Annotated in this window: 15 protein-coding genes; 10 read left to right on the top strand and 5 right to left on the bottom strand. The window is 75.0% G+C overall.

Going from position 1 to position 12009, the window contains the following annotated elements; genetic code table 11:
- The first annotated feature begins 1 nt into the window (after position 1).
- A complete protein-coding gene (locus ACFQ8Y_RS01305; protein WP_430584349.1) occupies positions 2-874 on the top strand; it encodes a carbohydrate ABC transporter permease in 873 nt (290 codons plus the stop codon).
- Between the two features lie 20 nt (positions 875-894).
- Positions 895-1902: an FUSC family protein gene (locus tag ACFQ8Y_RS01300; RefSeq protein ID WP_430584348.1), complete on the top strand. Its 1008-nt coding sequence runs from the start codon at positions 895-897 to the stop codon at positions 1900-1902.
- Here ACFQ8Y_RS01300 and ACFQ8Y_RS01295 read toward each other — a convergent pair.
- Entirely contained in the window at positions 1886-2626 is a 741-nt protein-coding gene (locus ACFQ8Y_RS01295) for a MarR family transcriptional regulator (RefSeq protein ID WP_430549236.1), read from the bottom strand. The genes ACFQ8Y_RS01300 and ACFQ8Y_RS01295 overlap by 17 nt on opposite strands.
- A 239-nt stretch (positions 2627-2865) precedes the next feature.
- Here ACFQ8Y_RS01295 and ACFQ8Y_RS01290 point away from each other — a divergent pair, with 239 nt between their 5' ends.
- Both ACFQ8Y_RS01290 and ACFQ8Y_RS01285 read left to right on the top strand, forming a co-directional pair.
- The gene (locus ACFQ8Y_RS01290; protein WP_430564647.1) at positions 2866-3531 is read left to right on the top strand and encodes a DUF4097 family beta strand repeat-containing protein; all 666 of its coding nucleotides are present in this window, start codon (positions 2866-2868) and stop codon (positions 3529-3531) included.
- A 71-nt stretch (positions 3532-3602) separates the two neighbouring features.
- Positions 3603-4097, top strand: a complete 495-nt coding sequence (locus tag ACFQ8Y_RS01285) for a pyridoxamine 5'-phosphate oxidase family protein (protein WP_430584347.1) — start codon at positions 3603-3605, stop codon at positions 4095-4097.
- Positions 4098-4103: 6 nt separating this feature from the next.
- On the opposite strand, the gene ACFQ8Y_RS01280 is transcribed toward ACFQ8Y_RS01285, so the two are convergent.
- Complete coding sequence (locus ACFQ8Y_RS01280; RefSeq protein ID WP_430584346.1) at positions 4104-5231, bottom strand: RDD family protein; 1128 nt, start codon at positions 5229-5231, stop codon at positions 4104-4106.
- Positions 5232-5290: 59 nt separating this feature from the next.
- Positions 5291-6433 carry a PEP/pyruvate-binding domain-containing protein gene (locus tag ACFQ8Y_RS01275; RefSeq protein ID WP_430584345.1) on the bottom strand — a complete coding sequence of 381 codons (1143 nt, stop codon included), beginning with the start codon at positions 6431-6433 and terminating at the stop codon, positions 5291-5293.
- Between the two features lie 119 nt (positions 6434-6552).
- On the opposite strand from ACFQ8Y_RS01275, the gene ACFQ8Y_RS01270 reads away from it, so the two are divergent.
- From ACFQ8Y_RS01270 to ACFQ8Y_RS01260, 3 genes are read left to right on the top strand one after another with little or no spacing between them, the layout of a single operon-like run.
- On the top strand, positions 6553-6960 hold the full coding sequence (locus ACFQ8Y_RS01270) for a DNA-binding protein (RefSeq protein WP_430549231.1): 408 nt from the start codon (positions 6553-6555) through the stop codon (positions 6958-6960).
- Positions 6957-7595, top strand: coding sequence for a transcriptional regulator (locus tag ACFQ8Y_RS01265; protein WP_430584344.1), 639 nt, complete (start codon positions 6957-6959; stop codon positions 7593-7595). Before ACFQ8Y_RS01270 ends, ACFQ8Y_RS01265 begins: the two co-directional genes overlap by 4 nt.
- Positions 7596-7629: 34 nt before the next feature.
- Positions 7630-8100: a macro domain-containing protein gene (locus ACFQ8Y_RS01260; RefSeq protein ID WP_430564926.1), complete on the top strand. Its 471-nt coding sequence runs from the start codon at positions 7630-7632 to the stop codon at positions 8098-8100.
- An 18-nt stretch (positions 8101-8118) separates the two neighbouring features.
- On the opposite strand, the gene ACFQ8Y_RS01255 is transcribed toward ACFQ8Y_RS01260, so the two are convergent.
- Positions 8119-8565 carry a MarR family winged helix-turn-helix transcriptional regulator gene (locus ACFQ8Y_RS01255; protein ID WP_430564925.1) on the bottom strand — a complete coding sequence of 149 codons (447 nt, stop codon included), beginning with the start codon at positions 8563-8565 and terminating at the stop codon, positions 8119-8121.
- 149 nt (positions 8566-8714) lie between these two features.
- Between ACFQ8Y_RS01255 and ACFQ8Y_RS01250 the strand changes: the two genes are divergently transcribed.
- From ACFQ8Y_RS01250 to ACFQ8Y_RS01240, 3 genes are all read left to right on the top strand, one after another.
- The gene (locus ACFQ8Y_RS01250) at positions 8715-9908 is read left to right on the top strand and encodes an MFS transporter (RefSeq protein WP_430584343.1); all 1194 of its coding nucleotides are present in this window, start codon (positions 8715-8717) and stop codon (positions 9906-9908) included.
- Positions 9909-9955: 47 nt separating this feature from the next.
- Positions 9956-10786: an aldo/keto reductase gene (locus ACFQ8Y_RS01245; protein WP_430584342.1), complete on the top strand. Its 831-nt coding sequence runs from the start codon at positions 9956-9958 to the stop codon at positions 10784-10786.
- A gap of 106 nt (positions 10787-10892) precedes the next feature.
- The gene (locus ACFQ8Y_RS01240) at positions 10893-11642 is read left to right on the top strand and encodes an SDR family NAD(P)-dependent oxidoreductase (RefSeq protein ID WP_430564922.1); all 750 of its coding nucleotides are present in this window, start codon (positions 10893-10895) and stop codon (positions 11640-11642) included.
- Here the strand turns inward: ACFQ8Y_RS01240 and ACFQ8Y_RS01235 are convergent.
- Positions 11596-12009 (bottom strand): DMT family transporter, encoded by a 414-nt coding sequence (locus tag ACFQ8Y_RS01235; protein WP_430549224.1) that lies wholly within the window; start codon positions 12007-12009, stop codon positions 11596-11598. The two genes, ACFQ8Y_RS01240 and ACFQ8Y_RS01235, sit on opposite strands and share 47 nt — an antisense overlap.

Raw genomic sequence — 12009 nt, 5'->3', positions numbered from 1 at the left:
CATGACCGCCACCACCACGGCCCCGCGCACGACGGCGGCCCCGCCCGTCCGCCGCGAGGCCCGCCGCGGCCGCGTCACGGACGGCCTGCTCACCACGCTGACCTGGATCCTCGCCCTCGGGTTCTTCTTCCCCGTGGCGTGGATGGCGATGACCGCCTTCAAGCAGGAGAACCAGGCGTCGTCCGACCCGCCCACGTGGTTCTTCAGCCCGACGCTCGACCAGTTCCGGGCCGTGATCGGGGAGTCCGGGACGTACGTGGCGAACTCGGCGATCGCCACCGGCGTCTCGACCGTCCTCGTGCTGCTGCTCGGCATCCCGGCGGCGTACGCGCTGTCGATCCGGCCGGTGGAGAAGGTCAGCGACGTGCTGTTCTTCTTCATCTCCACCAAGATGCTGCCCGTCGTGGCCGTCATCGTGCCGATCTACGTCATCGCCGGGCAGCTCAAGGTGCTCGACAACATCTGGACGCTCGTCGTCCTGTACACGGCGATGAACCTGCCGATCGCGGTGTGGATGATGCGGTCGTTCTTCCAGGAGATCCCGGCCGAGGTGCTGGAGGCCGCGGCGGTCGACGGCGCGGGGCTGATGAAGACGCTGCGCTCCGTGCTCATCCCGATGGTCGCGCCCGGCATCGCCGCGACGGCGCTCATCTGCGTGATCTTCGCGTGGAACGAGTTCTTCTTCGCCCTCAACCTCACGGCGTCGCGCGCCGCCACCGTGCCGATCTTCATCGTGTCGACGATGACGAGCGAGGGCCTGTTCCTCGCACGGCTCTGCGCGGCGGCGCTGCTCGCGTCGCTGCCGGTGATCCTCGCCGGGTGGATCGCGCAGAAGCAGCTGGTGCGCGGGCTGTCGATGGGCGCCATCAAGTAGCGCCGGGCATCCTGGGGCGCATGGCACCGGAGGGGGCGCTGACCGCGCCGGACGACGGGACCGAGCCGCCTCGGCCCGGCTCGTCGCGCCGTCGCCTCCTCGCCGCCGCCCTGCCGGCGGTGGCCCCGGTCGTCGTCCTCGCCGTGGTCGCCCCCGACTACGCCATGCCGTACTACCTCGGGATGCTCCCCGCCACGACGGCGGCGCTGGCGTCACCGCGCCGCCCGCTGGTGCTCGCCGTCCTCACCGCCCTGCTCTGCCTCGTCGCTCCCCTCGCCGGGAGCGGGGTGTGGACGGCGGTGCTGCTGATCGCCGTCACCTCGGCCGCGCTGGGGCTGGCGGCGGCGAAGGGGTGGACCTCGGGCGGGGCCCCGGCCGCGACCACGGTCGCGATCCTCACGGTGGCGCCGGTCGCGCTCACCGACGCCGACCCGCGCACCCTCGCGGGGTCGTGGCCGGTGGCCCTCACGGTGCTGGCGGGCGGGCTGTGGACGGCCGTGCTCGTCGCGACGCTGACCGGCGGGGTGCGCCGCAAGCCGCACGTACCCGCCGCGCGGCTGGAGACCGCGTTCTACACCGCGGCGCTCGTGCTCCTGACCGGCGTCGGCACGTGGTGGGCCATGACCTACTACCCGGACACGCACTCGTGGTGGCTGCTGCTGACGTTCTACGCGGTGCTCGTGCCCCGCACCGGCGAGATCTCCTCGCGCGCGCTGGCCCGCGCCGGAGGGACGGTGCTCGGCGGGTGCGTCGCGGCGGGGCTGGCGCTGCTGCAGCCGCCCGACGTCGTCGTCACCGTCGTCGTGGCCGTCGGCGCCGTCGCGACGGTGGTCGCCTACCTCGCCGCCCCGCTGTGGGTGTTCGCCGCGCTGCTCACCGTCACGGTGATCGCGGTGGCGCCCGGCGGCCCGGCCGTCGCGGGGGCGGGGGAGCGGATCCTCCTCACCCTCGTGGGCGCGGGCGCGGCCGCCGGGGTGCTCGTGCTGGCGCGCGCCGTCCGCGCCGCGGCGGTCAGTCCTCGGGGGTGACGGCCGCCGGTGGGGCGGCGCTCCCCGGGGTGTGGAGCAGGTCGCGTGCCTGCTCGGCCGCACGGGTGATGCTGTCGGCGACGAAGTCGATGAAGCGCGCCATGTTCTCCAGGCGCGCGCCCGCGGCCGAGTCGCGGCCCAGGACGTCGACCCCCTGCCGGGCGGTGGCGGCGAGCGCGGCGTTGGCGCGCGCGGCGGCGATCATCGACTGGTACCAGGCGTCGCCGTCGGCGGCGTAGCGCTCGCGGCGGCCGTCCTCGCGCTCGCGGCGGATCAGCCCCAGGCTCTCCAGGAGCGCGACCGCCTTGGACACCGACGCCGGGCTCACCCGGAGCCTCTCGACCAGCTCCGCCGCCGTGAGGCTGCCCGAGTCCGCCACGTACAGCCTTGTGAGCACCGCCGCGGCCATGCGGGGGAGGCCCGACTGCATGAGCAGCGTCGTGAAGGTCTCCTCGTACTCCCGCAGGGCCGCGTCGTCGGGCGTGGCCCCCGTGCCGGACGGCGCGCGCGGCGTGGCGGGACGACGACGGTGCGCGCGCTGCTGGGTGGCGCGCTGCGCGAGGTCGGCGCGGTAGCCGCCCGGGCCGCCGTTGCGCATCACCTCGCGCGTGACGGTCGACGTCGGGCGGTCGAGGCGGCGGGCGATCTCGGCGTACGCGAGGTCGTCGGCGAGCCCCAGCGCGATCTGCTGGCGCTCCTGGGCGGTGAGCCGGCCTCCCGGCATGGCGTCCTCCTGGGTCGGACCTGGGTCGGTCGCGCCCACGTTACGTTCACTTCCGACCGGGTGCAACGAGCCCACAGCGCGCGATTGCGTTGATGTTCCTCTCTGATGCAACGATTTGTGTATCGTGACCTGCGTAAACGTATTTCTGATGCAACATTGCCATTGCCGAACCTGCGAACGCAACGTAGCGTTTCTCATGTCAGAAACCACCGCACCGACCACCGCAGGAGCTGAGCACGATGCAGAACTTCACCACCCCCGCCCCCGTCTCCGCCGTCGTCGACGTCCCGGCCGGGCGCCTCACCTTCGTCGCCGCCGACCGGTCCGACACCACGGTCGAGGTGCGGCCCGCCGACGCCTCGAAGCGCCGCGACGTCGAGGCCGCCGAGCAGACCACCGTCGAGTACGCCGACGGCGTCCTGCGCGTCACGGCACCCGACGGGCACCGGGCCTTCGGGCCCTCCGGCTCCGTCGAGGTCACGGTCCAGCTGCCCGCCGGGTCCGCGGTCGAGGTCACGGCCGCGAGCGCCCCGCTGCGCGGCGTCGGGCGCCTCGGCGCCGTCGTCGTCGAGACCGCGCACGGCGACATCAAGGTCGACGAGGCCGCGAGCGCCCGCCTCGCCACGCAGGCCGGCGACATCACCGTCGGTCGGCTGACCGGCCCCGGCTCGCTGAGCACCGCGAAGGGCGACCTCCGCGTGGAGGAGGCCGTGCAGGGCGCGCTCGACCTGCGCACCCAGGCCGGCGACGTGACCGTGGGCGTCGCGTCCGGCGTCACGGCGTCGCTCGACGCCGGCACGACGCTCGGCCGGATCAGCAACGCGATCACCAGCAGCGGCGGCGACGTCCAGGTGGAGATCCGCGCCACCACCACGCTGGGCGACGTGTCGGCGCACAGCCGCTGAGCCGCCCGCACCCGCAGATCCCGGGCCCGCCGGGCCGACGAGTTCCGTCGGCCCGGCGGGTCTGCCCTCTCATGACACCCTCCGGAACGCTCGACGCCCGCTTCAGCGAGGCCACCGATCCCACGCCCTGGCCCGAGGTCGAGGCCGCTCTGACGGCCGCGACCGTCTACCAGCTCGTCACCATCCGGGCGGACGGCCGCCCGCACGTCACGCCCCTCGTCGGGCTGTGGACCGACGACGGCTTCGTCTTCTGCACCGGTCCCGGCGAGCAGAAGGCCCACAACCTCGCGCACAGCCCGCACGTCGCCGTGACGATCGGGACCCCGGAGTGGGACGCCGGCCTCGACGTCGTCGTGGAGGGCGTCGTCGTCCGCGCCACCGGCGGCCCCGAGCTGCGTCGGCTGGCCGACGGCTTCCGCGCCAAGTACGGCGACGCCTGGGACTTCGAGAACGACGACGAGTCCTTCGACCCGCAGGGCCAGCGCGCGCTCGTCTACCGCGTGGTGGTCGACAAGGTGCTCGCGTTCGCCAAGTCGCCGCACGGACAGACGACCTTCCGGCCCTGACGTCGTTCAGTCGAACAGGCTCGCGGGGTCGGCGTCGATGGTCGGGACGGGAGCGGAGCACTCCGCCACGACCGCGCCGCCGTCCAACAGCTCCGCGCGCGCCGACCAGCCCGTGGGCTCCACGGGCACGGTGACCACGGTGGACGCGACCTCGTCGGCGGGGGAGAACCATGCGGCGTCGGCGGCCTCGTCGATCCCGTCGCCGGCCTCGTCGGGGCCGGTCGTGCCCGGGGACTCGGCCCAGTACAGGTACCTCCCGTCCGGCGAGGTCACGGTGAGGCGGGCGTCGAGGTCGCCGACCTCCGGGTTGTCGCTCGAGTCCACGCTGAGCCCGGTGGTCCACGCGACCGCGACCTGCCAGCGTGTGACGTCGACGCGTGTGATGCCGAGCCGGGAGTCCATGTCGAACGACCGGGCGCTGCCGATCATTGCCGTCGCGGCGAAGTCCCCGGTGCTCATGCACGACGACTGCTGCTCGGACATCTGCTGCCCGCCGCCGGAGGTCGCGGTGACGCTCGCCGCCGCGGCCGCCGCGCACAGCACGAGTGCGACGCCGCCGGTGACGGGTCGCGGCCAGCGCAGCCAGGGCGCGTGCCGGTCGCGGGAGGCCCGCAGCCGGGCCACGAGCGGATGCGCCGGGGGCGCCGTGGTGCGGACGGCGACGGTGCCGAGCAGCGAGTCGGCGAAGGTGCGGCCGTCCTTCCGGAACGCGGAGCGCAGGTAGCCGATCAGCAGGATCGCGTCGAGCATGTGCGCGAACCAGCGCAGCACCGTTCCGAGCAGCCCGATCGGGCGGCCGGTGCGGTCGTCGACCACCGCGACGTGCGCCACCCGCTTGCCCGGCGTCGCGCCGGTGTATGCCTGGAGCACCGCGAGCGCGAGCAGCGTGCCGGCCGTCCAGGCCGCGCCGCCGGTCCCGCCGGGCTTGCCCAGGCCGGGGAGCGCGGCGAGCGTCGGCGCGGCGCCCGTCGCGAGGAAGACCACCGCCGCCACCATCGCGGAGTCGAGCAGCGTCGCCAGCACGCGCAGTCCCCACGCCGCCGGCGGGCGGTCGGGCGGGAACTGGCCGAGGGCGTGCTCGACGGGCCGCCCTGCCCCCGTGGAGGTGCCCCGAGGGGACGCCGTCGTCGTCATGGCCGGATGCTTCCACGAGCGGGCGAGCGCGTCCACGGGGCGTCCAGCCCGTGTCCAGGTCAGGGGGTCGCGACCGTGCCCGTGTCGCCGTCGACCGTCACCGTCGGGGCATCGCGCAGGACATCGGTCGCGGCGGGCACGCCGAGCACGGCGGGCAGCCGCAGCTCGCGCGCGACGATCGCCGCGTGCGACAGCAGCCCGCCCGTCTCCGTGACGACGGCGGCGACGACGCCGAACAGGGGCGTCCACGCGGGGTCCGTCTCGCGGCACACGAGCACGTCGCCGGGCCGCACGGCGGCGAAGCCGTCCGGTCCGTGCACCACCCGCGCCGGCCCGCTCGCCCGGCCGCCGCTGGCCCCCGTGCCCCGCAGCACGTCTGCGCGCCCACCACGCTCCGCGGGCGGGTCGGGGAGGGCCGCGGTGACGGGTCGGGCCTGGAGGAGCCAGACCGTGCCCGCGTCGTCCACCGCCCACTCGACGTCCTGCGGCCCGCCGCGCAGGTCGGCGACCCGCTGTCCGAGCGCGGCGAGGCGCAGCACGGTGTCGTCGTCGAGGCAGGGGCGGTCACGCTCCGACGCCGGGACGTCGCGGGTGGTCGTGCCGGCGCCCGGTCCGGTACGCGCGCGGTCGACGCGGGTGCGCTTGTCGCCGGTGCGGTGCTCGACGACGCGGCCGTCGGCGACGGTCCAGCGGTCGGGGCCGACGGCGCCCTGCACCACGCTCTCGCCCAGCCCCCACGAGGCCTCGACGACGGCGCGCCCGTCGCCCGTGAACAGCACGCCCGCCACACGCGCGTCGACCAGCCGCTGCACGACGACCGAGACGTCGGCAGGGGTGTGCAGGCCGGACGTCGCGGACCGGTAGGCCATGGCGCGCGGGCCCGCCGCCGACGCGCGACAGGCTCGGACCGCCTCGACGACGCGGTCCGTGCCGACGGCGCCGAGCACCGTGGCGTACTGCCCGGCAGCCGACGCGCGGGCGCCGTCCTCGTCCGACGCCGACGACCGCACCGCCACGGGCGCGTGTCGCCCGAGCGTGTCGAGCGCACCGTCGACGGCGGCGACGAGGCCGTCACCGTCGAGGGAGGCCGGGACGACGAAGCCGTCCGGCACCGGCAGCCCGGCCCGCCGGAGCACGCCGAGCGCGGCGGCCTTGCCGCCGTGCGCCGGGGCCGCGTCGTCGAGCGGCACGACAGGCTCCATGCCGCACCTCCGTCCCTGGACGTCGTTCGCGAGCTCGCCGACGGCGGCACGCAGGGACCGACGTCGGCGCTGCTCAACATGTCGTTGACAACAGTTCGTTGATGGTGCACGGTCTCCGCATGGACCGCAAGCCTCACGACGCCGACGAGGGCGCCGCGCGCGCCGAGGCCGGCGCCCGCCGCGTGCTGCTCGACCTGGGTGCCGACGCGCTCGCGCCGCGGCCGTGGCAGCCGGCGTCCGTGCCGCCGTCGGCGACGGACCTCGTGCGCCACTACCTGTGGCGGTCCGCGCGCGGGGAGCTCACGCCCGAGCAGGACGCCGCCGGGGCGCTCGCCGCCCTGGCGCTCGTGCCCGCCGCGCGCGCCGAGGCGGAACAGCTCGAGACGGCGGCGCTCTTCTCCGCCCGCGCCGCCGGGCACACGTGGGGGCGGATGGCGTCGGCGCTGGGTCTCGGCTCCCCGCAGGCCGTGCAGCAGCGGCTCGACCGGCTCGTCGCACGGTCCGCCGGTGCGGGGGAGTCGCCGTGAGCCGTGCGTCGGAGCCCGAGCTCCTCGTGCTGCACGCCATCCGCGTGCGGGGCACGGCGGACGACGGGGCCGTGGCCGAGCGGTCGGGGCTCGCGGCGGAGGTCGCCCGCGAGCTGCTGCTGGACCTCGAGGCGTTCGGGCACGTGACCTGGGCGGAGTTCGCCGGGACCGGCGGCTGGTCCCTCACCGGGCGCGGGCGGGCCGAGGACGAGCGCCGCCTCGCCGCCGAGCTGGCCGCCGACCCGACCGGCCGTGCCGCCGCCGTCGTGCGCGAGGCGGTCGCCGCGTTCGACCCGCTGAACGCCCGGCTGCTCAGGGCGTGCACCGACTGGCAGCTGCGGCCCGCGGACGGCGGCCGGCTCGACGTCAACGACCACCGGGACGCGTCGTGGGACGACCGCGTGCTCGCCGAGCTCGCCGACGTCGTCGACGGCGTGCGCCCGGTGCTCGCCGGGCTCGCGGGCGAGCTCGCCCGCTTCGCCGGCTACGACCTGCGGCTCGGCGACGCCCTGGCCGCGGCGCGGGCCGGCGAAGGCGCGCGCGTGGCCGGCCTGGGCACGGCCTCCGTCCACGGGGTGTGGATGGAGCTGCACGAGGACCTGCTCGCCACCGCGGGACTCCCGCGCGGCGCCTGAGATCGCTGTCGGTCCCTGCTGGCACCCTGGGCGGGTGACGGGACGGGCAGTGATCAGCGAGGCGAGCGGTGACCTGCTCGCGGCGGACGTCGACGCGCTGGTCAACGCGGTGAACACGGTCGGCGTGATGGGCAAGGGGCTCGCCCTGCAGTTCCGCCGCGCCTACCCGGCGATGTTCGACGACTACCGCGAGGCCTGCCGCTCCGGTGAGGTGCGTGTGGGGCGGATGCACGTGTGGGAGACCGGCGCGGACTCCGGCCCGCGGTTCGTCGTGAGCTTCCCGACCAAGGAGCACTGGCGCTCCGCGTCGCGCCTGGCCTTCGTCGACGACGGCCTCGTCGACCTCGCCGCGGTGATCCGGCGGCACGGGATCCGGTCGGTCGCTGTGCCCGCCCTCGGTGCCGGGCTCGGCGGACTCGACTGGGGCGTGGTGCGCCCGCGGATCGTGGCCGCGCTCGGGGAGCTCGACGGCGTCGACGTGCGGCTGTACGGGCCGCAGGGCTGACGCCCGGGCCGTGGGCCATCAGACCGCGGCGACCTCGTGCAGCGACGACGCGAGCGGCGCGATCTCCGGGATGTTCTCGGCGCGCGTGAGGGCGTCCTCGAGCGCGCGGTCGTGCGTGGGCCGGGCCTTTGTCAGCAGGGCCCGGCCGGCGGGCGTGAGCTCGGTGTAGATGCCGCGGCGGTCGTCGGCGCACAGGATGCGCGTGAGCAGGCCGCGGTCCTCGAGGCGGGTGACGAGGCGCGTCGTGGCGCTGCTGGACAGCGCGGCGGCACGCGCGAGCTGCTGCATGCGCATGTGCCAGCCGTCCTGGCGGCTCAGCGCGTCGAGCACGGTGAACTCCACGACGGAGAGCTGGTGCTCCTTCTGCAGCGCGCGCTCCAGGTCCGTCTCGATCAGCCCGTGCAGCGCGGCGAGCGTGCGCCAGCCGCGCGCGCGGATCTCGACGGCGTCGTCGGCGATTCCCATGTCGGCCTCCTCGCGGGCCCGTGGCGGCCCGTCGTCCGGGTCACAGCATAGCGCCTTGCGCCGATATAGCGCGTGTGCAACTATCTAGAACGTTGCGCGTGCAACTAGTGCACGCGCAACGTTCCCCGCTCCCCACCCTGGAGGCCTCGATGCCTGCCGCGCTGTACGCCCTCGCCCTCGGGGGCTTCGGCATCGGACTCACCGAGTTCGTCATCATGGGCCTGCTGCCGGAGGTGTCCGCCGACTTCGGCGTCACCGAGCCGGTGGCCGGCTACCTCATCTCCGGCTACGCCCTGTCCGTCGCCGTCGGAGCCATCGCCATGACCGCGGCGCTGTCCCGCATGCCGCGCAAGCGGGCCCTCCTGCTGCTCATGGTCCTGTTCATCGTCGGCAACCTGCTGTGCGCCGTCGCCCCCACGTACGGCATGACGATGGTCGGCCGGGTCGTCGCGGCACTGTGCCACGGCGCGTTCTTCGGGATCGGCGCGGTCGTCGCGGCCGACCTCGTGCCCGCGAACCGTCGCGCGGCCGCCATCTCGATCATGTTCGCCGGTCTGACTGTCGCGAACGTCGCCGGGGTGCCGCTCGGCACGTTCCTCGGCCAGGCGGCGGGCTGGCGCGCCACGTTCTGGGCCGTCACCGCCGTCGGCGTGCTCGGTCTGATCGGCATCGCCGTGCTCGTGCCGCGCACGGAGCACCGCTCCACCGGGTCGGTCCTCACGGAGTTCCGCATCTTCCGCGGCCGCCAGGTCTGGCTGTCCATGGCGGTGACCGTGCTCGGCTACGGCGGCATGTTCGGCGCCTTCAGCTACATCGCGTTCACGCTCACCGAGGTGAGCGGCTTCAGCAGCGCCGCCGTCCCGTGGCTCCTCGTCGTCTTCGGCGTCGGCACCGTCACGGGCAACGTGCTGGGCGGCCGGGCCGCCGACCGCAACCTCGTCCGGTCGCTCGTCACCGTGATCGCCGTGCTGGCCGTCGTCCTCGTCCTCTTCGCGCTCACGGCGCAGAGCCAGGTCGCGACCGTCGTCGGCCTGCTGCTCATGGGCGGCTTCGGCTTCGCCACCGTGCCCGCGCTGCAGACGCGCATCATGCGGTACACGGACGCGGCGCCGACGCTCGGCTCCGGCGCCAACATCGCCGCGTTCAACGTCGGCAACGCGTTCGGCGCGTGGGCCGCGGGCCTCGCCCTCGCCGCCGGCGCCGGCTACACCTCGCCCCTCTGGGTGGGCGCGGTCGTCACGGTCGCCGGGCTCGGCGTCCTCCTGGTCGCCGTGCGCACCCGGGGCGGCGAGCTCGCCCCGGCGCGCGACGCCGACCGCGAGCTCGCGCCCGCCGCCGTCTGACCCACTCTCCTGAACCTCAGCCCCGCACCACCGGAAGGACCTCTCCCATGACCGCGAACGTCCCCACCGTCACGCTCTCCGACGGCCGCACCATGCCCCAGCTCGGCTTCGGCGTCTTCCAGGTGCCCGACGCCGAGACCACGGCCGCGGTGAGCGCCGCGCTCCAGGCGGGCTACCGCAGCATCGACACGGCCGCCGTCTACGGCAACGAGCGCGGCGTGGGCCGCGCCCTGGCCGAGTCGGGCGTCGCCCGCGACGAGCTGTTCGTCACCACCAAGCTGTGGATCGACAGGCTGGGCCGCGCTGCGGCCCGCGAGGGCCTCGAGGAGAGCCTCGAGAAGCTCGGCCTCGACCACGTGGACCTGTACCTCGTCCACTGGCCCACCCCCGCCACGGACGACTACCTCGACGCCTGGCAGGGCCTGGAGGACCTGCGCGACGCCGGCCTCGCGACGTCGATCGGCGTCTCCAACTTCCTGCCCGAGCACCTCGACCGCGTGGCCGCGCTGGGCGGCAGCACCCCGGTCGTCAACCAGGTGGAGCTGCACCCCGCGCTGCAGAACCGCGCGACCGTCGCCGCGAACGCCCGCCACGGCGCGGTGACCGAGGCGTGGAGTCCGCTGGCGCAGGGCGCCGTCCTGGGCGACGCGCCCGTGGTCGACGCCGCCCGCGCGCACGGCGTGACGCCCGCCCAGGTGGTGCTGCGCTGGCACCTGCAGCAGGGGCGCGTCGTCATCCCCAAGTCCGTGACACCCGCGCGCATCGCCGCGAACCTCGACGTCTTCGGCTTCGACCTGACGGACGCCGAGCTCGCCGCCATCGACGGGCTGGAGCGCGACGGCCGCACCGGGCCGCACCCGGGCGCGTTCAACGGCTGAGACGTCCGCTCGCGGCACGGAACGGCACGGCGTCGGCCACTACGATCGGGAGAGCCCGAGGTCGACGCCGTGCCGACCGGCATCCCCGCTCCGAGGAGACTCCCTCATGCCTGTCCCCACCCGCGTCGCCGTCGTCACCGGAGCCAGCAGCGGGATCGGCGCCGCCAGCGCCCGCGCCCTCGCGGCGGCGGGCTTCCACGTGGTCCTCGGCGCCCGCCGCATGGACCGGCTCGAGCAGGTGGCGGCCGAGACCGGCGGCACGGCGATCCCGCTCGACGTGACGGACGACGCGTCCGTCGCGGCGTTCGCCGCCGCCGTCGACGAGCGCCTCGGACGTTGCGACCTGCTCGTCAACAACGCGGGCGGCGCGCTGGGGACGGAGTCGGTGGCCGACGCCGACCTCGCCGACTGGCAGCGCATGTACGACATCAACGTGCTCGGCACGGTCCGCGTCACGAAGGCGCTGCTGCCGAGCCTGGTCGCCAGCGGCGACGGGCAGGTCATCACCATCGGCTCCATCGCGGGGCGCGAGCCCTACAAGGGCGGCGCCGGGTACAACGCGGCCAAGCACGCCGAGGCCGCGCTGACCCGGGTGCTGCGCCTGGAGCTGCTGGGCCAGCCGGTGCGCGTCAGCGAGATCGACCCCGGCATGGTGCACACCGACTTCTCCCTGGTCCGCTTCAAGGGCGACCAGGAGAAGGCCGACGCCGTCTACGCCGGGGTCGAGCCGCTCACGGCCGAGGACGTCGCCGAGACGGTGGCGTGGATCGCCACCCGCCCGGCGCACGTCAACGTCGACCAGGTGCTGCTCATGCCCCGCGACCAGGCCGCGGCTCAGGTGGTCCACCGGCGCTGACCTCGCGCTCCTCCGCGCCCTCGTCGTCGTGCCCGACCACCTTGAGGCCGATGGCGCAGCCGATGATGCCGACGAGGAACAGCGCCTTGAGCAGCGACGCGGTCTCGGTGCCGCTGACCATCGCCCACGCGACCGTCAGCGCGGCGCCGACGCCCGTCCAGATGGCGTAGGCGGTGCCGATCGGGATGTGCTTCGCGGCGTAGCCCAGGCCGAGCATGCTCAGCGACAGGGCGACGACGAAGACGATCGTGTCGGCGGGCACGGTGAACCCGCGGCTCGCGTGCAGGGCGGTGGCCCAGACCGCCTCGAGGACGGCGCTGGCCAGCAGCACGCCCCAGGCGATGGTGCTCGTGTTCTTCGCGCTCAT

Origin of the sequence: Isoptericola sp. NPDC056605 (assembly GCF_042792795.1) — a bacterium.
Lineage (GTDB): Bacteria > Actinomycetota > Actinomycetes > Actinomycetales > Cellulomonadaceae > Isoptericola.
This window is presented reverse-complemented; position numbering and strand designations above follow the sequence as displayed.

Excerpts from the sequence above, each read along its gene's own strand:
- ACFQ8Y_RS01305 (WP_430584349.1), top strand. The coding sequence starts at position 2 with ATGACCGCCACCACCACGGCCCCGCGCACGACGGCGGCCCCGCCCGTC.
- ACFQ8Y_RS01300 (WP_430584348.1), top strand. The coding sequence starts at position 895 with ATGGCACCGGAGGGGGCGCTGACCGCGCCGGACGACGGGACCGAGCCG.
- ACFQ8Y_RS01295 (WP_430549236.1), bottom strand. The coding sequence starts at position 2,626 with ATGCCGGGAGGCCGGCTCACCGCCCAGGAGCGCCAGCAGATCGCGCTG.
- ACFQ8Y_RS01290 (WP_430564647.1), top strand. The coding sequence starts at position 2,866 with ATGCAGAACTTCACCACCCCCGCCCCCGTCTCCGCCGTCGTCGACGTC.
- ACFQ8Y_RS01285 (WP_430584347.1), top strand. The coding sequence starts at position 3,603 with ATGACACCCTCCGGAACGCTCGACGCCCGCTTCAGCGAGGCCACCGAT.
- ACFQ8Y_RS01280 (WP_430584346.1), bottom strand. The coding sequence starts at position 5,231 with ATGACGACGACGGCGTCCCCTCGGGGCACCTCCACGGGGGCAGGGCGG.
- ACFQ8Y_RS01275 (WP_430584345.1), bottom strand. The coding sequence starts at position 6,433 with ATGGAGCCTGTCGTGCCGCTCGACGACGCGGCCCCGGCGCACGGCGGC.
- ACFQ8Y_RS01270 (WP_430549231.1), top strand. The coding sequence starts at position 6,553 with ATGGACCGCAAGCCTCACGACGCCGACGAGGGCGCCGCGCGCGCCGAG.
- ACFQ8Y_RS01255 (WP_430564925.1), bottom strand. The coding sequence starts at position 8,565 with ATGGGAATCGCCGACGACGCCGTCGAGATCCGCGCGCGCGGCTGGCGC.
- ACFQ8Y_RS01250 (WP_430584343.1), top strand. The coding sequence starts at position 8,715 with ATGCCTGCCGCGCTGTACGCCCTCGCCCTCGGGGGCTTCGGCATCGGA.
- ACFQ8Y_RS01245 (WP_430584342.1), top strand. The coding sequence starts at position 9,956 with ATGACCGCGAACGTCCCCACCGTCACGCTCTCCGACGGCCGCACCATG.
- ACFQ8Y_RS01240 (WP_430564922.1), top strand. The coding sequence starts at position 10,893 with ATGCCTGTCCCCACCCGCGTCGCCGTCGTCACCGGAGCCAGCAGCGGG.
- ACFQ8Y_RS01235 (WP_430549224.1), bottom strand. The coding sequence starts at position 12,009 with ATGAGCGCGAAGAACACGAGCACCATCGCCTGGGGCGTGCTGCTGGCC.